The organism is Ewingella sp. AOP9-I1-14, from assembly GCF_052375995.1.
GTDB lineage: Bacteria > Pseudomonadota > Gammaproteobacteria > Enterobacterales > Enterobacteriaceae > Ewingella > Ewingella allii.
The window spans coordinates 784,981-804,887 of the sequence record NZ_JBQSVA010000002.1; the positions used below are offsets into that span (position 1 = coordinate 784,981).

Here is a 19,907-nt window from a genome sequence, read left to right on the forward strand (position 1 = left end):
AGTGTAATTTTAATAACAATAATCCGTCTGCTGTAAACACGCTGGAGTGCACATGAAAACCAAACTTAACGAACTGCTCGAATTCCCATGTCCCTTTACTTATAAAGTAATGGGTCTGGCACAGCCCGAGTTGGTTGATCAGGTTGTGGAAGTCGTGCAACGCCATGCGCCTGGCGACTACAATCCTCAGGTAAAACCGAGCAGTAAAGGGAATTACCACTCCGTATCAATTACGATCAACGCGCAGCATATCGATCAGGTCGAAACCCTGTACGACGAGCTGGGTAATCTCGAAATTGTCCGCATGGTATTGTGATCCCTTCTTGTGAATTGCCTAATGCAGCGCCCTAATCGGTGCTGCATTGCTTTTTCTGTGCCCCTCTTTTTAAATGGCGATAGCTGCTGTGCAACAAGATAAACTGCAACAACGCATTGTGTTACGTCAGCTGGGTCTACAGCCTTACGAACCAGTGTCCCGCGCGATGCATCTGTTCACTGACAACCGTACCCCTGAAACCCAAGATGAAATTTGGCTGGTCGAGCACCACAAGGTCTTCACTCAGGGTCAGGCGGGTAAGGCAGAGCACGTGCTGCTGCCGGGCGATATTCCCGTCATTCAGAGCGATCGCGGCGGGCAAGTCACCTATCACGGCCCCGGCCAACAAGTGATGTACGTGATGGTGGATTTGAAGCGCAAAAAGTTGGGCGTACGCCAGCTGGTGACCGCCATTGAGCAAACCGTGGTGGATACCCTCGCCCACTTCTCAATTGATGCTTACCCGCGTGCCGATGCCCCCGGCGTCTATGTGGATCGCAAAAAAATCTGTTCGCTGGGTCTGCGTATCCGCAAAGGCTGCTCGCTGCACGGCCTGGCACTGAATATTGATATGGATCTCGAGCCTTTCCTACGCATCAATCCCTGTGGCTATGCCGGGTTGGAAATGACGCAGGTCAGTCGTGAAAAACCGGGGCTGACGGTCGATGACGTCATGCCGGTGCTGGTGAAATCTTTCAATAACTTACTGAATTACCAGCAAGTGGATTATCTGCCATGGCAGGCCGAAGACTATTAATGTTAAAGAAATGTAGACTTTGTTGCTTATGAGCACTTCTGGGGCTGAATAGTGAGCGGCATAAGTGTTATAATTTCTGCAATTATTCAGATTTTTTTTAATGAATCATCCAGTTCATTGAATGTCCTGACAAAACTCGAGTAACGAGTGACAAACCTGGAACCTGCAAGCTTATGAGTAAACCGATTCAGATGGAACGCGGCGTTAAATACCGCGATGCAGATAAGATGGCGTTAATCCCGGTGAAAACCGTGGCCACTGACCGGCAGGAAATGTTACGTAAGCCGGCTTGGATGAAAATCAAATTGCCGGCTGATTCGAGCCGCATTCAGGGCATCAAAGCCGCCTTGCGTAAAAACGGATTACACTCCGTTTGTGAAGAGGCCGCTTGTCCTAACCTCTCCGAATGCTTCAACCACGGTACGGCTACCTTTATGATCCTCGGCGCGATTTGTACCCGCCGTTGCCCATTCTGTGATGTTGCCCACGGCCGCCCAACCGCGCCAGATACCAATGAGCCGCAGAAGCTGGCACAGACTATCGCCGATATGGGCCTGCGCTACGTGGTTATCACCTCGGTTGACCGCGATGACCTGCGCGATGGCGGTGCTCAGCACTTTGCCGACTGTATCGCCGCTATTCGCGAGAAGAATCCAACCATTAAGATTGAAACACTGGTGCCGGACTTCCGTGGCCGTATGGATCGCGCGTTGGATATCCTCAACGCCACGCCACCAGACGTGTTCAACCACAACCTGGAAAACGTGCCGCGCGTTTACCGTCAAGTGCGCCCTGGTGCTAACTACGAGTGGTCACTGACCCTGCTGCAACGCTTCAAAGAAGCTCATCCTGATATCCCAACCAAGTCTGGTTTGATGGTCGGTCTGGGCGAAACCAATGAAGAGATCATAGAAGTGATGCGCGACCTGCGTCGTCACGGCGTGACTATGTTGACCCTCGGCCAGTACTTGCAGCCAAGCCGTCACCACTTGCCGGTACAGCGTTATGTCAGCCCGGAAGAGTTCGATTACATGAAAGAAGAAGCGCTGAAAATGGGCTTCACCCACGCGGCTTGTGGTCCTTTCGTGCGTTCTTCTTACCATGCTGATCTGCAGGCCAAAGGCATCGAAGTAAAATAAGCCTTATCGCGGCGCCGCGACCTGAGTTAACGCGCCGCAAGCTTAAGTCTTGAAGGTAGAGGCTGTCACACTTTGTTACTTTTCAGCCAATAGAAACGACAAAAAACGGTTGCTCACACGAGCAGCCGTTTTTTATTTGCGGCGACCAAAACCGCCGCGAAGTGTCTGGCTACAACAGCAGAACGGCGGGCGTTAACCCGCACACAAATCAGTCTTTGTGCTCTACGCGCTCAGCAGGCTGTGCGTCAGTTTTGGCAGCAGGGGCTGGATCATCATTCATGGCTTTCTTGAAGCCACGCAGCGCAGCGCCCAGATCTCCGCCCAAAGAGCGCAGTTTGCTGGTACCGAACAGCAGAACGATCAGAACACCCACAACTAACAATTTAGTAATGCTTAAACCTTCCATACACACCTTCTTTTCACGGTTTGCGAAACTGTTTATCTGAACTGTTTAGTTGCGCTTTTAACTGACAGAACAGCCCAAACAATTTAAGGTTATTTACGAATAATCTGGGTGTAAATACAACCTAAAAATGTAACAGAAATGCTCAGACAGAAATCCAAATGCTGTGCTTGCTGAACAAAGGGCTGACTAGATAAATCGGCTGAGGAAAGCCTGAGTGCGCGGATGCTGTGGATTGACCAGCACCTCCTGCGCAGACCCCTGCTCCACCACGTAGCCGCGATCCATAAACACCACCCGATCCGCCGCCTCTTTAGCAAAGCCAATTTCGTGCGTCACCACAATCATGGTTAACCCCTGCTGGGCAAGATCGCGCATGGTGGAAAGCACTTCGCCCACCAGCTCCGGATCCAGCGCCGAGGTCGGCTCGTCGAACAGCATCAGCTTGGGTTTCACCGCCAAAGCGCGAGCAATCGCCACCCGCTGCTGCTGGCCGCCGGAGAGATGGCGCGGGTAGGCATCGGCTTTGTCACTCAGCCCCACCTTTTGCAGCAGCTCGCGGGCGTACTTCTCGGCGTCCTGTCGGCTCTCCTTATGCACGCCGATGGGCGCTTCAACGATATTCTGCAACACCGTCATGTGCGGATAGAGGTTGAACTGCTGGAACACCATGCCGATATCACGACGCTGGCGCGCAATGGCCTTTTCCGGCAACTTGTGCAGCTTGTCGCCACGCAGCTCATAGCCAATCTGCTCGCCGCCGACCATAATCGCGCCGCGATCGATATCTTCCAAATGGTTGATACAACGCAGGAAAGTGGATTTCCCCGAGCCTGACGGGCCAAGGATCACCACCACTTCGCTCGGTTTCACTTCCAGATCAATGCCTTTCAGCACTTCATTATCGCCATAGCTTTTATGCACGTTGCGCGCGACAACCAGTGGCGATTGGCTCTCTAAAGTGTGCTGACTCATCGCTCCTCCTCGTGGGTCTGGCTTGGGGCATTGACGATAGGAATGGTTTTCTCTTCGCCAGACACCTGACGCCGCTTGGTGGCCGAGCCGGAACGGCTGGTGCCGCGGGCGTAATAGCGCTCAATGGCCGACTGACCGACGTTGAGTATCGAGGTGATCAGCAAGTACCAAATCACCGCCACCATCAGCATCGGCACCACTTCAAAGGTGCGATTATAAATGGTTTGAACCGAGTACAGCAGATCGCCCATGGCAATAACGCTGACCAGCGAGGTAGCTTTAATCATGCTAATCAGCTGGTTGCCGGTGGGAGGGATAATCGAGCGCATCGCCTGCGGGATAATAATGCGGCGCAGGGCGCGGCCACGGCTCATGCCAAAAGCCTGTGCCGTTTCCCCCTGCCCGTTGTCCACCGACAGCAGCCCAGCACGAATAATTTCCGCCATATAGGCCGCTTCGTTTAGCGCCAAACCGGCAATCGCCGCCGTCAGCGGGGTGATCAGGTCATTGGTGTTCCAACTCATGTACTCCGGGCCAAAGGGAATACCGAGCACCACCCGTGGGAACAGCGTCGACATGTTGTACCAGAACAGCAGTTGCACCAGCAGCGGCGTACCACGGAAAAACCAGATATACAGCCCGGAGAGGCGGCGCAGCAACTGGCTTTGCGACAGGCGAGCAATCGCCAACATCAGGCCCAGAAACACGCCAAGCAGCATTGAAACCACGGTAAGGCCAAGCGTCACGCCCAGCCCCTTCACCACCGTACCTTCAGTAAACCACTGACCCACCACGTGCCATTCGAAATTAGGATTGCGCGCCACGTTCCACACCACGTCAATGGCGATCAGCGTGACAATAATCCATGAGATCCAGCGGCCATAGTTGCGCGGCGCATGAGCAAGCTCCACGTTGCGGCGCGGGTTGCCGGCCTCATGGCTATCCGGCGGTTTAACTCGAAAGGTATTTTCCGTCATTAAGGTTGCGCCTTTGCCAAGTTGATCCCTGGCGCTGCAACCATGTTGTCTTGCAGACCCCATTTTTTCATGATGATGGCGTAAGTGCCGTTGTCGAACAGCTTCTGGTAGCCCGCCAAAATCACGTCACGAATGGCCGAATCTTTTGGCACTAAGGTGCCCTGATAGATGTCGCCAAAGCCGTTAGATTTGCCTTTGCCCGCCAATTCCAACTGGCCGCTGGCTTTGTCGACGAAATAGGTCAACGGCGCCTGCGAGGAGAAGAAGGCGTCAGAACGGTTAGAGCGCACGGCCAGAATCGAGGTTGGCTGGTCGCTAAACGACTGGATAGTCACCGCCGGTTTACCGGCTTTCACGCAGACGTCGGACTGCTTGCGGATCACCTGCTCCGCCGAGCCGCCCGCCATCACGGCAATGCGTTTGCCGCAGGTATCGTCCAGCGAGTTAATGTTTTGCGGGTTGCCTTTATGCACCGCAAACACCACGTACTCCTTGACGAAATCGATGAAATCGTTTTTGGCCTGACGGTCCGGGTAATCACCAATCGGCCCCATCGCCAACTGGTAGCGCCCGGCAGCCATGCCGCTCAGAATGCCAGACATGCCGCTGACCGAGGCGTGTTCAATCTTCACCCCCAGCACGCCAGCCAGCGCGTCGGCCAAGTCAGAACTCGCGCCGTCGAGAGTATTGTTGCCGGTGACAATTTCATAAGGAGGGAAAGAGCCGTTGTTGACCGACGTCATCACTCCGGATTTTTGAATATCCGCTGGCAATTTGGCATGCAGCGCGGCATCCACCGTTTGCGCGGGAATAGCGACGCTGTCAGCAGCAAAAGCGGAGGTCGAAAGTATTGAAAGTAGTGCAGCCGTCAGTGCGGTAGCCGGACGTAATTTTCTTGCCATCATTGCAATGCCCTCTGTCGAAAAGTTGTGGTGAATGTTGTGCAATTAATTTCAAAATCAGTGATTTATTGTTAACACCTTCCCTGGTGTTGATAACGCCGTAAGGATATTTTTTATTTCTCACTGGGTCAGGCGCTGACCGAGCAAGGGTAATGCGGCGCTCCCTGGTGTGGTTCGCGCTTGTTGACCCTGCGGCGCACGTTGAGGACCGTGGCTGCCGCGAGGGGTACTGCCTGACTCTTAAATAACGGGTTTTAGAACTTGTCAGTACGTAGCTGTGGAACATCAAAACGGCGGTTATCCAGCACCGGCAGCACTTTACGGGCGTGCGCTAAACGGGCTTTATCCAGCTCGGCAAAGACCAGGGCCGGAGCTTCGGCGGCGCGGGCAATGGCCACGCCAAGCGGGTCGACCACCATGCTGTTGCCGATGTTACGCTCGCCGCACTCGCCCACCGCCACCACGTAAGTGGTGTTTTCCAGCGCGCGGGCGGTGACCAACACCTCCCAATGCATCTCTTTCAGTGGCCCTTTCACCCACGCGGCGGGTAGAACCAGCGCGTCCGCGCCGTCGAGTACCAAACGGCGGGCGAGTTCAGGGAAACGCACGTCATAGCAGGTCATCAGGCCGACTTTAAAGCCCGCGACGTCAACTAATGGCGGAATATCTTTGCCCGGCGTGACGTTCTTCGACTCTTGGGTTGAAAAGGCGTCATACAGGTGCAGCTTGCGGTATTCAGAAATGATCTTGCCGTCGCGAAGAGAGATGAGCACGTTCCACGCCCGGCCATCTGGCGTCGGGGTGTGCACGCTCATCATGGTGGTCATTTGGCTACCGACGCTGGCGGCCAGCAGTTGGCTGACAAATGGCCCGTCCAGCGGCTGCGCGGCTTTCAGCACTAAATCGGGGTCAGTGATGTCGCGGGCGAGAATGCCCTCTGGCAGCACCAGCAGATCCACACCGGCCTGCTCTGACTTCTTCATCAGTGACAGACAGGTTTCAACGTTAGCCTGCCACTCTTTGGCGACGGCGAACTGGCCTAATGCAACTTTCATCATCACTCCTTAATCTTGATTAACCGGCAAAATGCGGGAAAAGATCGGCGGCGGTCAGGCGCTGTGCGGTCAAATTCTGCCGATGCAGCTCGGCGCCAAAATCATTAATCATCTGCTCATTGGCGGCGTAACCGTTGGCGTTCCAGTCAGCGGGCAAGTCCACCACCGTGCGGCGCAGGTCATCCAGCAGCCACGGCGTGGTATCGGCATATTTGGCGCGCTTCTCCATCCAAACGTGGTAAGAACGCTCAATAATGTCGCTCAGTGCCTGCGGCAGCCAAGGGTGTTCGGCGGCCAGCGCCGGTTTAATCGCCAGCAGGTGAATGCCCGGCACGTAACCCACTCGATTAAAATAATCCAACTCGGCCTGACGGAAATCAGGCTGGAATTGGCGGAAGCCAGAATCCGGTTTGAAGAAGCCTTCAGGCATAAATGGCGTAAACACCGCGTCGAGCCAACCCTCTTGCAGCAGCTCCATCATCGGGCGCTCTTCGGGGACAGCTTCAATCCGCCCCGGCTGACCAAAGCCTGCAAGACGGTCAACAATCGGGTGCTGCTCGGTCAGGCGGCCCACGTACCAGCGCGCATCTTCAATCTGCACCCCTTCCAGCGCCAAAACCGTGCGCGTCCAAGTATTCCCTGAATCTTGCCAGCCCGTCAGGCCGATGCGCTTACCCTTTAACTGGGAGAGTTCAGTCAGCGGGCTGTCCTGACGCGTAATAATGCAGCGCTGGCGGAATCCGCGCATAAGGAAGTGTGGAATGCCCAGCAGATCCTGCTCGCCGCGCGCGCGCCCTTGGGCGTAACGGCTAAAGGAGACTTCTCCGGCCTCGTAGTCGGGGCTGGTGGCTAAGTCATCCACCAGCGTGCCCACGCGGTCAATTTCTAGGTTAAAACCTTCTGGTTTGATATCGCCCAAGGCCAGCGGCGTAAAATAATCCCAGTCACGAACAGCCAGTCTGATGGTCAACGCCACGAGATTCCCCTTATAGGTGTGCAAAATTCGGTTTGCTAAGTTCTTTTGACCAATGGCGAACAGATTGCCAACAAAGTGCTGTTTTTATCGCCTCAACTGGCTAAGTTTGATACTAATAGCATAAATAAATATGTACAATAGAATCTTTGTTACTGAACAAAAGGCAAGAAATGGCTGATAATCCGTTGGTAAAAGCGCTGGATGCAGAGTGGTTCGCAGGGCATTTGCAGGATAGGTCGATGCGCGGCATCGCGCTGGAGACGGCGGCGATGATCCGTTCCGGCGTGATTGAAATCGGCACCCATTTGCCCGCAGTTCGCGAGCTGGCGCAGTCATTAGGCGTCAGCCCGGCGACAGTTTCCGCCGCCTGGGGCCAGCTGCGTCGGCAGAAAGTGATTGCCGGGCGCGGGCGCAACGGCGTCTGGGTCTGCGGCGATACTCTCTCCCCCCGCCCGGCGCGTTTTGAAAAAATCGGTAACTTTGGCGAGCACATCAGCGCCGACCTCACGCTGTCAGCGCCAGACCCGCAATTACTGCCGGACCTGCGCGAAGCCCTGCTGTCGGGCATGTCGGCGGAAAATCTCAATAGTTATCACCGCGAAGCCATCTCCCCGGCCTTGCTGGCGGCGGTTCAATCTGACTGGCCCTATGCCGCCGAAGCTTTTATGGCGACTGACGGCGGCTTTGACGCCATGAACCTGACGCTGCAAACCCTGCTGATGCAAGGCTCGGTGGTGGCCATTGAAGACCCGACCGCCAGCCGCCTGCTGGATATGCTCGATAACCTTAATGCGCAGGTTCTGCCGGTAAAATGCGATGAGTTCGGGCCGATCCCCGAGTCGCTTCAGGCGGCGCTCGCCAAAAATCCGTCAGCCTTTATCTATCAGCCAAGCACCCATTCGCACTGCGGGCACGTGATGAACGCCGAGCGTTTCGCCGAGCTGGCAGCACTATTGGCCGAGAGCAATGCGCTGATTGTTGAAGATGATGGCATCGGCCAGCTCTCCCACACCGCGCCTCTGAGCATGGGCAGCGTGCTACCCAAACGCACGGTGCACGTGCGCTCTTACTCCAAAGCCTACGGGCCGGATCTGCGCCTGGCGGTGCTCTCCGGCTCGCGGGAGCTGATCAAACAAGTGATTTCATTCCGTAATTTCGGCGCAGGCTGGTCAAGCCGCATTTTGCAGCAGGCTCTGGCCTATCTGATTAAGGATGAGAAAACCCAGCAGGGGATTGCCTACGCCAAAGCGGTTTACGCCCAGCGGCGAAGAGCGATGTCCGACGCGCTGCAACTGCGCGGCGTGCATATTCCACACCGCGACGGGCTGGCGATGTGGATCCCCGTCCCTTCAGAGCAGTTTGCTTTAGTAACGCTGGCAGCGCGGGGAATTGCGGTACTGCCCGGCGAGCGCAGCCGCATCGGGCCGGGGCAGTTTATCCGCATCAGCACCTCTCAGCTAAAAGCGGAGCAGGTGGATGTCATTGCCGACGCCATTGTGCTGGCGCTGGGTTAAACGCGGGTTGGGAACTTTTTGATCAGATACTTCGGCGATTCTTCATATTCGGCGCGGGCATAAAACTGATGTGCCCGCACGCGGCGGCTGTGGCTATGCACTTCCATCCGGTCGCAGCCGCGCTCGATGGACAGGCGTTCGGCCTCGTCCACCAGCTTCTGCCCGATACCGCCACCGCGGCTTTCACCACTGACGCACAGATAGCTGATGCGGCAAAACTCCCCGGCCAGCGCAATCTGCGGGATAAAGTGCAATGAGATAAAGCCGACCACTGCACCCTGCTCTTCCGCCAGGAGCAGGCGGCTGTCCGGGTTGTTCGCCATGTTGACGATTCTCGCCGCCACGTCCTGTGGGTCATTGGGATAATCCAGATCGGCCAACAGCTCGGTGATAATAGGAGCATCGGCGGCAAGCGCATCGCGTATTAACATTGTGTTTCCTTTTTATTCTCAGCGGCTTTTCACAAAGCACTACAAAATTTTGATCTGCGGTGTAAAATTGCGCGGCAAAATGATGGAGATGACATTCCTCCGAAACCGCCTTTACGGGCTAATGATGTCTACGCAATCTCGCGAGAGGTTCGTAGCGTCGTGCCCGGACCTTTCTGAATTCCACCTGTTTATAAAGGTTTTCCATGTTTACTACTTTTCTTGCAGTCCTCATTGCGGGCGGTGTCGGCAGCGCAGCGCGCTGGTATCTCGGTTTGAAGATGAACAGCATTTCGCCGACCATTCCTCTTGGCACGCTGGCCGTTAACCTGATTGGTGCCTTTGTCATTGGCTTCGCCATCGCGATTTTTGGCCGCATGAGCAATGTCGACCCGGTACTCAAAGCCGTGATCACCACCGGCTTTTGCGGTGGCTTCACCACTTTCTCCACCTTCTCTCTGGAAGTGGTTTACATGCTGCAAGCCGGGCGTTTCGGTGATGCCGTGCTGAACATCTCCCTGAACCTGTTTGGCTCCCTCGCCCTTACCCTGCTGGGCTTTATGGTGGTCAGCTGGTACAACGCGCACTGATTCTATCCCTCAACGATGCCTTTTTTATGACAAAGGCATCGTGAATCTTCAATGATTTCCTTCTCGCTGGCGCCGAACATTTTTTCACCTTTTAAGCGCGTCTTAATGTTTCCTTCATCTTAAATCTGCACAATCGTCTCCATTGATTCATTTTAATGATGCCATCTGGAGTGATTATGTTTACTACCCCTAAAACGTTATCTGAAATTATGGTGACTTCACTGTGCGTGCTGATCGTCGCCGCCTTTTTGCAGGCCTATTTCGCCGCCTAAGTCCCCTCGTTTACCTCATTTCGCCAACGGCGCAGCGCTTAACACGCTGCGCCGTTTGTTTTGATATTTACCTGCTAGCCATGTCTGCTTATAATTGAGAATGAACGTTCATACTCATTTTTATTTTGCCAGCTCTTGCCATCAGGACTTCTATGTTGCCTCCACAGGACACCAAGGAAAAACGCATCTGCGCCCGACGCGATCAGATCATTGCCGCCGCGCGGATCTGCTTTCGTAAGCACGGTTTTCACGGCGCGGGAATGGCCGAGATCGCCAAATTATCGCAGCTTAGCGTGGGGCAGATTTATCGCTATTTCGCCAATAAAGAGGCCATTATCGAAGAGATAGTGCGCCGCATGGTGGCGAAGAAGATTGCGCTGATCACCGGCAATGCCCACAACCTGCTGCAAATGGCGGAGAATCTCGCCAATCGCCGCATCGGCGAGTTCCACCTCACCGAGCCGCGCGCGGGCGAGCAAGAAACCCCGGACGAGCAGACGGAAATCGACCACGCACTGATGCTGGAAGTGGCCGCCGAAGCGACGCGCAATCCGCTGGTGGAGAAGATCTGGCGCGAATCAGAGTGCGATTTGTTCAATCAGGCAAAAGCCACCATGTCCAAAGCCTACCCGCACTGGAGCGACGAAGAGCTGAATAACCGCGTCGAAGTGGTGGCGGTTATCTGCGAAGGCACCGCCTTCCGCCATCTCACCACCCAACATGCCAACGCTCAGGCGCTAGAAAAGCTCTACAACCAATTGTTTGGTCAACTGTTTAACCCGCCATCGCCGGGCCAATCCTAATGTCACACACATCGTTTTAACCACCACAAAATAACCGGGAAACGGAAAATTAATGAGCGCTCACCTGACAGAAAAACGCCTGGGCTATATCTTGGTCTTAGGGTCACTTGCCGCACTTGGCCCGCTATGCACTGACTTATATCTGCCGGCCTTGCCGCAAATGGCCCATGAACTCAACACCAACACCGCCACCAGCCAGCTCAGCCTGACCACCGGCCTGCTTGGGCTAGGCCTGGGCCAGCTTATCTTTGGCCCGCTGAGCGATAAATATGGCCGCCTGCGCCCGCTGCTCTGGTCGCTGGCCCTGCTGTTTGCCGCGTCCGTTTGGTGCGCCGTGGCTCCTAGCATTGAACAGCTGATCGCCGCCCGTCTGCTTCAGGGCATCGCCGGAGCAGGCGGCGCGGTGCTTTCGCGCGCGGTGGCCCGCGATATGTATAACGGCCACGAGCTGACCAAGTTCTTCGCGCTGCTGATGCTGGTCAACGGGCTGGCACCGATAGTCGCGCCGGTACTCGGCGGCGGGCTGCTGAATTTCATGAACTGGCGCGGGATTTTTGGCGCGCTGGGGGTGATTTCCGTGCTGCTGTTCGCCTCGTCGCTGCTCAAGCTGCATGAAACCCTGCCAGCCGAAAGACGTTCGCAGGGCGGCGTGATGGCGATGGTGCGCGCCATCGGCGGACTGCTCAAAGATCGCCAGTTTATGGGGTTGTGTCTGGCGCAGGGCTTCACCATGGCGGGGATGTTTGCCTATATCGGCGCGTCGCCTTTCGTCTTACAGCAGATTTATGGCCTCAGCCCGCAAATGTTTAGCCTGTGCTTTGCGATTAATGGCGTGGGTCTGGTGCTGGCGGCACAAATTTCTACCCGCCTGAGTGGCAAGTTTGGCGAACTGGCGCTGGTCAAGGCTGGGCTGACCATTGCGGCGCTCGGCTCGATTTCACTGGTTATCGCCGCCAGCCTGCACGCGCCGCTGGTGACGCTGCTGGTGCCGCTATTCTTCTCGGTGATCACCATCGGGATTGTCGGCCCGAACGCCTCATCGCTGGCGATGCAAACTCAGGGGAAAAACGCCGGTAGCGCGTCAGCGCTGATTGGGGTGTGTATGTTCGCGCTGGGTTCAATTAGCGTGCCGATCAGTGGCCTGGGTGGCACCTCGGCGCTGTCGATGGGCTTCACTATTATGGGCTGCTTCGCCATTGCCATCCTGCTGTTTACCACGCTGGTGCGTAAACCACGGACGGCGTAACAAGAGCGTCAGCTAACAAAAGACCAAAAAAAACCCGCATCAGCGGGTTTTTCAAAATTTGGCTAGAGTTAGATAGGTTTAACGTCAGCAGCCGATGGGCCTTTGGCGCCCTGTGTGATTTCGAACTCTACACGTTGGCCTTCAGCGAGGGTTTTGAAACCGTTGCTGGAAATAGCAGAGAAGTGCACGAAAACATCTTTGCTGCCATCTTCAGGGGTAATGAAACCAAAACCTTTAGATTCATTGAACCACTTAACGCTACCTTTAATCTTTGACATCAAACTTACCTTTACGTGAATGTAAGACACAAAATGTGTGTCAAGTAGAGTACAGCAGCAGATTCAGGTTTTGTCCAGAATGTGCAAAGCAATAAGCGATAAACCTCTCACTCTTAGACTTTGTACGACAATTCCTACTGGCAAACCGCACTCTTAAATGCAAAACATTCAAAAGAAGGAGTCGTCGTCATCATTACTGTAATCGGAAGAGTCAAAGCTGTCCGAGCCAAATCCTAAGTCTGAATTATCATCACGCAGGGAGGCGTCCTGCCATGAAGGCTGCCCGCTGTTGAAATCCTGCTGCTGGAAATCAGACTGCTGGACGTCATTATTGCCGAGGAAACCGTTGTCAGTGTCGTTCAGATTCTGCACCGGCGGCTCTTCGATAATATTCACAATCTCCTGTGGCTGGCTCTGATGGAACATGCCGGTCAGCATCTCAGCTAACACCACCCCACCCGCCACGCCCGCGGCGGTACGCAGCGCGCTGCCCAAAAAGCCCGGCTGTTGAGGTGCGGCCTGCTGTGGAGCCGCCTGCTGGTAGGGCTGTTGCTGCTGGTAGCCCTGCTGCTGCCCACGGTTGTCCCAGCCGCTGGTGCCTGGGATCGGCTGGCTGCCTGAGTTGCTCTGCGGTGCGGCCTGAGGCTGCGCTTGTGACGCCGCGCCGCCGCCAAACAGCCCGGCCAAGAAACCGGTGCTCTGTGGGCGGGCGTTCTTCGCCTGCTCTTGCAGTTGCGCTATCTGCTGCTGTTGCGCCTGAATCTGCTGATTCAGCTTAGTCAACGCCGCTTCTTGAATAATCATCGCCTGCGCCATGTAGTAAGGCGCAGCGGGCTGCTTGCTGACGCAGGCCTGAATCACGCGCTCTGCCTCGGCATCACGCGGTGCCGTTGCGGACTCAGCCTGTTGCAGACGACTAAAAAGCCCTTCGATTAAACGCTGTTCTTCAGATTGCATAAATTCACCTTCTCTTTAGGTATTACTCCGCCCTTGAGCTTTGCGATGGCAAAGCGTTCACCAATAGCAGGAGTCTATCAGTCACACTAATACAATTAGTTTCAGGGATGAATTAACCGAGTGTCAACAAATGTGATCCACGTAAAGATAGGCCGTATGACTGGTCTGGCGACATACAAAAGCCGGCAATCTTGCCGGCTTGGAAGGGATAGAGGGGATTACTTGGCTTGCGACCAACCGAAGATAAAGCCGGTGTCCGGCAGGTCGGTGTAGTTGCGCACCAGATCGCGGTAAGTCTTCGCTGGGTCGAGATCTTTAAACTGCTGCGGATAGATAAATTTCGCCAGATATTCCATGCCGACGATGTTGTACGGATGGTTGTAGAACTGGTGATAGATGCCATAGGCGCGATTGTCGGTCACGGCAGAAATCTGCGAAATGCCGTTGCGCGCCAGCAGCGCCTTGGCTTCTTTATCCACGCTGGCCTGCTCTGCGCCGTAGCCCAGCGGCAGGATGTGCGACACGCTGCCGTTACTTGGGCGTGATGAGCCGGTCATGATGTAGGCATCAGGCTTCATGCTGATCACCTTCTCCAGCGACACATCGCCAGACGCGCCCGGCAGCAGTTCGGTGCCGATATTGGTCGCCCCCACGGCTTTCACCAACTTGCCCCAGCCCGCGTCGCCGTGGGTAAAGCAGCAAGAGTCGGAGCGGCCCGCAATGGCTTCCACAAAGACTTTAGGTTTTGGATTCACCGCCGCCACCACCTGTTGGAGATGCTGGTAGTGCTGGGTGTAGAAATCAGAATAGGCTTTGGCGTTTTTCTCTTGGTTCAGCACTTTACCCAGCAGGTCGATGCTTGGCGCGGTGTCCTTGGCCGGGTCCAGCTCATAATCAACAAACAGCACCGGGATATTCAGGGACTTGAGTTTATCCAGCACGCCCGCCTGTTGCAGAGACGCTTTGGCACGCAGCTGGGCAATCATCAGGTCAGGCTTCTGAGCAATCACCGTCTCGAGATCCACCTGACCTTTGTCGCTAAAGCCCATGTCGAGGATCTTGTCCGCGCTCGGCCATTTGCTTTTCAGCATGTCCCAGGTGCCGATATCGGTTTTCTTCAGCAGGTTATTCCACGCCACCACGTGCTGGAACGGATTGGATTTATCCAACACCGCCAGAGAGAGAATATCGCGACCATCCTGCAAAATAATACGCTGCGGCGCTTTTTCAAAAGTGAGCTTTTGACCATCAAGGTCAGTCACATTCAACGGATAAGTGGTAGCGAAACTGGCAAAGGAGGTAGCGAGCAGGCCGGCAACAGAAAGCGTGCGGACAGTATTCTTGAGCATGTTTGTTCCTTTGAAATGAGCTTGAAAAAAACCTGAGATGAGAATGGAATAAAATTGATTTTGATAACCATTATCAAATAATGCCCAAATCATAAACAAACACTAATTAGCAGGGAAACGTTTTTTGTTGCTAACAGGTTGATAAAACATGTCGAAATGTAAATTGCGGGGGAGAAAAGAGGGAATGCAGAGATACCCCGCCCGGCAAGGATAGCCGGGCGGGATACTCGTCGTAACACGCGGATTAGTGCGCGTCGCGGCCGATATAGTGCAGTAAGAACTCACTGACCATGGCGCGCTTGAAGGCGGACTGGGCTTTGTCTGCCGCCGCGCTGTGGCCGCCTTCGGTGTTTTCAAAGAACCAGACGTCAGGAATGCCTAACTGCTGCATTTTTGCGGCCATTTTACGCGCGTGGCCGGGACCGACGCGGTCGTCGCTGGTGGCGGTGGTTATCAGGATTGGCGGGTACTTTTTGCCGGCATCCAGATTGTGGTAAGGCGAGAATTGCCGAATAAACGCCCACTCTTCCGGGATTGCAGGGTCGCCGTACTCGGCAATCCACGATGCCCCGGCGGAGATCTGCGTGTAGCGCTGCATATCGAGCAGGGCCACTTCACAAACAATCGCGCCAAAGAGTTCAGGGTAAAGTGTCAGCATATTGCCCACCAGCAGGCCGCCGTTGCTGCCGCCCTCCGCCGCCAGATGCTTGGCCGACGTGATGTTGCTGGCGATTAGCGCCTTGGCCACTGAGGAAAAATCTTCATAGGCGCGCAGGCGATTCTCTTTGAGCGCGGCCTGATGCCAGCGCGGGCCGTATTCGCCGCCGCCGCGAATATTCGCTAACACATACACGCCGCCGCGATTGAGCCACGACAGGCCGCTGGTGCCGAGATAATAAGGCGTGAGCGAGATTTCAAAACCGCCGTAGCCATACAGCAGCGTCGGATTTTTACCGTCGTACACCACCTCTTTGCTCGACACCACGAAGTACGGCACGCGGGTGCCATCGTCAGACTGGGCGAAGTGCTGGCTCACCTGATACCCTGAGGCGTCGAAGTGCGCCGGGTCCTGCTTGAGAACCTCCGGCGGCGACTGGCTATCGTCCAGACTGCCGATGTACAACGTGGTCGGCTGCAAGAAGCCGCTGACCGTCATGAAGTAGTCGTTCGTCTCTTCGTCGATGCCATAAATCTGGATTTCGCTCAGATCAGGCGCGTCGCCAATGCTTTCGCGCAGCCACTCCCCTTCGCGCGGGGTCAACACTTCCAGCTGGTTCACCACGTCTTGGGTCACGCTGATAATAAAGTGGTCGCGGGTCGAGGAGTAGCCGCTGAGCGCCGTGGTTTCCCCCGGCACAAACAGTCTGGTCATCCGGCGCTTTCCGGCCATAAAGGCTGCGAAATCAATCGCCAACAGCGAGCCAGACGGATAGGTTTCACCCCCAACCTGCCACTCACTCGACGGCTCGACAATCATCCACTCGCGCCACAGGCTGAATTTGGCGTCGGCGGGTAAATCGACGGCCACCAGCCCCTGCTCGGCATCAATCAAAAAGGCTTCACGACGATAGAAGTCGATCACCCGAATGATAAAGTCCTGCTCAAAGCCCGTGCTATCGGCGTGATACCCCAACGCCATCATGTCACTTTTCTGTGCGCTAAACTGGGTGACAGCGGCACTGAGCGGCGTGCCGCGCTGCCAGATTTTCACCGTGCGCGGGTAGCCCGAGGTGGTCATCGAGTCTTCGCCAAAATCGGTGGCGACAAACAGGTGGTCGTGATCAATCCACGAGATAAGGCTTTTCGCCACCGGCAGATTAAAGCCGTCCTCGACAAAACTGAGGGTTTGCAGATCAAACTCGCGCACTGCCGAAGCATCGCCGCCGTCTGGGGAAAGCAGTAACAGCGCCCGGCGATAGTCGGGTTTGAGGTGCAACATGCCGTGGTACACCCAGTCCTGCCCTTCGGCTGCGCCCAGCGCGTCGATGTCCAGCACGGTTTCCCACGCAGGCTCGGCCTTGCGGTACTCCTCAAGGGTGGTGCGGCGCAGCAGACCGCGCGGGTTTTTCTCATCCTGCCAGAAGTTGTACCAGTGCTCGCCACGCTTAGTGATCCCGGGGATCTGCGCCGGGGAGTTCAGGCCGGTCAGCACCTGCTGGCGAATGCGCTCGAAATCTTCGCCAGTGGCGAACTGCGCGGTGGTTTTCGGGTTTTGCTGCTCTGCCCACTCCAGCGCAGGCTGGTCGCGAATGCCCTCCAGCCAGATAAAATCATCCTGATCTTGAACTGCGACTAACTCTTTTTTTCCTACTGTCATAATCTTTGCTCCTGCAAAATTGAAAGTTAAGCGTTCAGCCTGCTGCCTTAGGTTTAATGGCTTACTGCAACAAAATACCCTGAATTAGACTGGCTTTCACCACGGTAACCTGAGGGATATTCAGCGCCTGCATGTAACCTTCTACCAGCAACAGGTTGCTGACGTCGGTCGCGCGGTAGTCACCTTTTAACTCAGAATCCCCTTTCCAGACGTTATTTTTCGACGCCTGCTCGAGGTCAGCAAGGCCATAGCTGTTGTTGTGCAAATGCACCTGACTCTTGATAGAGAAGCCGTGCACGCCGCCAATGCCAATCACCCGTTTGGTCTGGGCATCCTTTTTCATCTGCGCGCTGACATGGGTGCGAGCATAGAAATTGACATAACGCAGCACGGTATTGCGCAGCGAGCCAATGGGGTTTGGCGTGCTATCAGCCGCTAAATCTTTGTTCTGTAGCACATTAGTGATGAAGTCTTTCAGCGTGACCGAGGCCAGCTTGCCCTGATAAACCTCCACTGAGGGTTTGCCCGCCTGCTCGTGGTAGGAGGTCATCTGCATCGATCCCCCGCCAATATCCCACACCAGCAGATCCTCATCTTTGACATTTGGCTCATTCAGCGCGGCCTTGGCAGACTGGAATCCCAGCTCGGCTTCCCGCTGCTGAGTGATAATCTTCAAATTCACATGTGCCTGCTGGTTGAAGCGATCAATCACCTGCTCGCCGTTAGACGCCGTGCGGAATACCGCCGTCGCTACGCCGGTCACGCGGGTTGGCCTAAAGCTTTCGGCCTTCTTCACCATCTCAGACAGCGCGGCGACGCCCTGCTGCTGGATCTCCTCGCTCAGCTGGTTATTGGTCGATTTCGCCAAATCGGCGTTAAAACCCACCGGGCGCTGATCTTCATACAGCACCTTGCCCAGCCGATGCTGGCATACATCCACCTGTGTCACCTGAATCTTGGTGCTGCCGGACCCCATATCTATCCCGGCGCGATTCTCAATACAGCTCTTGACCGCCGCCGCCACCGGCAAGGTGGTGAAAACGCCACAGGCCAGCGTCAGCCCTATTACTCCGTGCAAAATTTTATTCATTCTTCCCTACCCTGAAATCAATTAATCGATGAGGAACGACCCATCATAAATAGAAGGAATCTCAAGCCGCATTACAGCATTCTTACTATAAAGAGATTCGCCACGGAGGATAAATAGTTTTAATTTATAATGAGATAAAGGTCGGAAGAGAATATATCGCCATGGCGGGAGGAGTAGAGATAAGGCAAAGGTGGCTGTTTTACACAGCCCGCCAGCATCACAGATGCAGCAGGCCGTGGTCGCGCTCAGCTAATTAAAATCAGCTTTTACTCACTGAGACAATTTCTTTGATCTGGCTGTAATTAGTATTGCCATGATCGGTTTTGATCGTCGGGTAAATCCTTTCCCCTTTTTTAACAAAGCCTGTTACCTCGTGGGTAGAGCCGTTCTTAACAGTAATAATATCGCCTACACTGATCGAACTTTCGACTTCGCTCATATTAATCCTTAATACTTACAATCGCTTAACTTCAAAGTACCCATTTCTTACCTTTAGAGAGTAGGCTTTAATGGCGCACATAACCAGCGGCTTTGGTTTTGACCCTGCCCGCGACAGGCAAACGGGCTCCGCGCCGTACGCTAGGATAAATCCTGAATCACCAAACTTAAGTGAAATTCATCAGTTTCACCTTGATGCTTTAATACCGAACGTTATTATGAGTCTGCAAGCACTTATTCCCCTATAAGACGTTGCATCTCATTGGACTATCCCCTCGTAAAGCATTACGACATCCCGCCCACCTTGAGCGGGATTTTTTTATCTGTTGTTTTTGCCCCTTGGTTCACGCCCTTCTAATGCATTCGCAAAATCCTGTGAAAAGTCATGGTACTATTCGGCCTATTCCAGCCGCTACAACATCAATGTGCCCATGACTGAAACTTACGAATTTCTCAATAATGTGCCGGTTAACCAGCAGATCTACCGCACCCTGCGTCAGGATATTGTCACTTGCGCGATCCCCCCCGGCGCCCTGTTATCGGAGAAAGAGATTTCGTCGCGGTTCAACGTGTCGCGCCAGCCGGTGCGCGAAGCCTTTATTAAGCTGGCGGAAGCAGGCTTGGTGCAGGTCTTGCCACAGCGCGGCACCTTTGTGATGAAGATTTCAGCCAAGCGCGTCGCCGATGGCCGCTTTATTCGCGAAGCCGTGGAAACCGCCGTGGTGCGCCGCGCGGCGAGTGTCGCCACTGACAATGACCTGTTGATACTGGAGCACAATTTGCAGCGCCAGCGGCTGGCGGCGAAGAGCCAACAAACGCAGGAGTTCTTGCTGTTAGATGATGAGTTTCATCGCTCAATCGCGCAGATCATTGATTGCCGCCTGGCATGGGAAACGGTGGAGCATATTAAGGCGACTATGGACCGCGTACGCTTCCTGACGCTGAGCAAAGTCTCGCCGCCGGAGAGCCTGATTGAGCAGCACGACAACATTCTTAGCGCGCTGAAAGCCCGCAATCCTGACGCTGCCGAGCGCGCGATGCGTATTCACCTGCAAGAGATGATTTCCACCATCACGCCGATTGCCGAGCAGAACCACGATTGGTTTGATGCGGAGTAAACGGCGG

21 protein-coding genes and 1 riboswitch are annotated in these 19,907 nt (G+C 54.9%); of the genes, 8 read left to right on the forward strand and 13 right to left on the reverse strand.

Going from position 1 to position 19,907, the window contains the following annotated elements; translation table 11 throughout:
• The first annotated feature begins 52 nt into the window (after positions 1-52).
• The 3 genes from ybeD (at position 53) to lipA (ending at position 2,212) form a co-directional block, all read left to right on the forward strand.
• Positions 53-316, forward strand: coding sequence for a DUF493 family protein YbeD (gene ybeD / locus ACT3RT_RS08830; RefSeq protein WP_353501326.1), 264 nt, complete (start codon positions 53-55; stop codon positions 314-316).
• A gap of 73 nt (positions 317-389) precedes the next feature.
• Positions 390-1,073 carry a lipoyl(octanoyl) transferase LipB gene (gene lipB / locus ACT3RT_RS08835; protein ID WP_486032130.1) on the forward strand — a complete coding sequence of 228 codons (684 nt, stop codon included), beginning with the start codon at positions 390-392 and terminating at the stop codon, positions 1,071-1,073.
• A gap of 173 nt (positions 1,074-1,246) precedes the next feature.
• On the forward strand, positions 1,247-2,212 hold the full coding sequence (gene lipA, locus ACT3RT_RS08840; protein ID WP_034788353.1) for a lipoyl synthase: 966 nt from the start codon (positions 1,247-1,249) through the stop codon (positions 2,210-2,212).
• A gap of 208 nt (positions 2,213-2,420) precedes the next feature.
• On the opposite strand, the gene tatA is transcribed toward lipA, so the two are convergent.
• From tatA to ACT3RT_RS08870, 6 genes are all read right to left on the reverse strand, one after another.
• Positions 2,421-2,618 (reverse strand): Sec-independent protein translocase subunit TatA, encoded by a 198-nt coding sequence (gene tatA / locus ACT3RT_RS08845; RefSeq protein ID WP_034788352.1) that lies wholly within the window; start codon positions 2,616-2,618, stop codon positions 2,421-2,423.
• Between the two features lie 186 nt (positions 2,619-2,804).
• On the reverse strand, positions 2,805-3,590 hold the full coding sequence (locus ACT3RT_RS08850; protein ID WP_496202824.1) for an amino acid ABC transporter ATP-binding protein: 786 nt from the start codon (positions 3,588-3,590) through the stop codon (positions 2,805-2,807).
• On the reverse strand, positions 3,587-4,567 hold the full coding sequence (locus ACT3RT_RS08855) for an amino acid ABC transporter permease (protein WP_496202825.1): 981 nt from the start codon (positions 4,565-4,567) through the stop codon (positions 3,587-3,589). Before ACT3RT_RS08855 ends, ACT3RT_RS08850 begins: the two co-directional genes overlap by 4 nt.
• Positions 4,567-5,472: an ABC transporter substrate-binding protein gene (locus ACT3RT_RS08860; RefSeq protein ID WP_034788349.1), complete on the reverse strand. Its 906-nt coding sequence runs from the start codon at positions 5,470-5,472 to the stop codon at positions 4,567-4,569. The genes ACT3RT_RS08855 and ACT3RT_RS08860 overlap by 1 nt, the downstream gene beginning before the upstream one ends.
• A 251-nt stretch (positions 5,473-5,723) precedes the next feature.
• The gene (locus ACT3RT_RS08865) at positions 5,724-6,524 is read right to left on the reverse strand and encodes a deaminated glutathione amidase (protein WP_353503921.1); all 801 of its coding nucleotides are present in this window, start codon (positions 6,522-6,524) and stop codon (positions 5,724-5,726) included.
• 19 nt (positions 6,525-6,543) lie between these two features.
• A complete protein-coding gene (locus tag ACT3RT_RS08870) occupies positions 6,544-7,500 on the reverse strand; it encodes a nitrate ABC transporter substrate-binding protein (protein ID WP_496202826.1) in 957 nt (318 codons plus the stop codon).
• 170 nt (positions 7,501-7,670) lie between these two features.
• On the opposite strand from ACT3RT_RS08870, the gene ACT3RT_RS08875 reads away from it, so the two are divergent.
• Complete coding sequence (locus ACT3RT_RS08875) at positions 7,671-9,014, forward strand: aminotransferase-like domain-containing protein (protein WP_496202827.1); 1,344 nt, start codon at positions 7,671-7,673, stop codon at positions 9,012-9,014.
• On the opposite strand, the gene ACT3RT_RS08880 is transcribed toward ACT3RT_RS08875, so the two are convergent.
• Positions 9,011-9,445 carry a GNAT family N-acetyltransferase gene (locus ACT3RT_RS08880; RefSeq protein ID WP_496202828.1) on the reverse strand — a complete coding sequence of 145 codons (435 nt, stop codon included), beginning with the start codon at positions 9,443-9,445 and terminating at the stop codon, positions 9,011-9,013. The genes ACT3RT_RS08875 and ACT3RT_RS08880 overlap by 4 nt on opposite strands.
• A gap of 75 nt (positions 9,446-9,520) precedes the next feature.
• Positions 9,521-9,583, forward strand: a riboswitch (Fluoride riboswitch).
• A gap of 65 nt (positions 9,584-9,648) precedes the next feature.
• On the opposite strand from ACT3RT_RS08880, the gene crcB reads away from it, so the two are divergent.
• The 3 genes from crcB to ACT3RT_RS08895 all read left to right on the forward strand — a co-directional run bounded on the left by crcB (position 9,649) and on the right by ACT3RT_RS08895 (position 12,353).
• Positions 9,649-10,032 carry a fluoride efflux transporter CrcB gene (crcB, locus tag ACT3RT_RS08885; protein ID WP_353501318.1) on the forward strand — a complete coding sequence of 128 codons (384 nt, stop codon included), beginning with the start codon at positions 9,649-9,651 and terminating at the stop codon, positions 10,030-10,032.
• A 424-nt stretch (positions 10,033-10,456) separates the two neighbouring features.
• Positions 10,457-11,107, forward strand: coding sequence for a TetR/AcrR family transcriptional regulator (locus ACT3RT_RS08890; RefSeq protein WP_496202829.1), 651 nt, complete (start codon positions 10,457-10,459; stop codon positions 11,105-11,107).
• A 52-nt stretch (positions 11,108-11,159) separates the two neighbouring features.
• Entirely contained in the window at positions 11,160-12,353 is a 1,194-nt protein-coding gene (locus tag ACT3RT_RS08895; protein ID WP_485901628.1) for a multidrug effflux MFS transporter, read from the forward strand.
• Between the two features lie 68 nt (positions 12,354-12,421).
• Here the strand turns inward: ACT3RT_RS08895 and cspE are convergent, their stop codons facing one another.
• The 6 genes from cspE to ACT3RT_RS08925 all read right to left on the reverse strand — a co-directional run bounded on the left by cspE (position 12,422) and on the right by ACT3RT_RS08925 (position 18,783).
• On the reverse strand, positions 12,422-12,631 hold the full coding sequence (gene cspE, locus ACT3RT_RS08900) for a transcription antiterminator/RNA stability regulator CspE (protein ID WP_353501315.1): 210 nt from the start codon (positions 12,629-12,631) through the stop codon (positions 12,422-12,424).
• Positions 12,632-12,799: 168 nt separating this feature from the next.
• Complete coding sequence (locus ACT3RT_RS08905) at positions 12,800-13,588, reverse strand: DUF2076 domain-containing protein (protein WP_496202830.1); 789 nt, start codon at positions 13,586-13,588, stop codon at positions 12,800-12,802.
• A 218-nt stretch (positions 13,589-13,806) separates the two neighbouring features.
• Entirely contained in the window at positions 13,807-14,937 is a 1,131-nt protein-coding gene (locus ACT3RT_RS08910; protein WP_353501313.1) for an ABC transporter substrate-binding protein, read from the reverse strand.
• A 244-nt stretch (positions 14,938-15,181) separates the two neighbouring features.
• Complete coding sequence (locus ACT3RT_RS08915) at positions 15,182-17,254, reverse strand: prolyl oligopeptidase family serine peptidase (RefSeq protein WP_496202831.1); 2,073 nt, start codon at positions 17,252-17,254, stop codon at positions 15,182-15,184.
• Between the two features lie 61 nt (positions 17,255-17,315).
• A complete protein-coding gene (locus tag ACT3RT_RS08920; RefSeq protein WP_496199572.1) occupies positions 17,316-18,344 on the reverse strand; it encodes a Ppx/GppA phosphatase family protein in 1,029 nt (342 codons plus the stop codon).
• 259 nt (positions 18,345-18,603) lie between these two features.
• Positions 18,604-18,783, reverse strand: a complete 180-nt coding sequence (locus tag ACT3RT_RS08925; protein WP_185688334.1) for a hypothetical protein — start codon at positions 18,781-18,783, stop codon at positions 18,604-18,606.
• Positions 18,784-19,213: 430 nt separating this feature from the next.
• Here ACT3RT_RS08925 and ACT3RT_RS08930 point away from each other — a divergent pair, with 430 nt between their 5' ends.
• Positions 19,214-19,900, forward strand: a complete 687-nt coding sequence (locus ACT3RT_RS08930) for a GntR family transcriptional regulator (protein ID WP_353501310.1) — start codon at positions 19,214-19,216, stop codon at positions 19,898-19,900.
• Positions 19,901-19,907 lie beyond the last annotated feature (7 nt).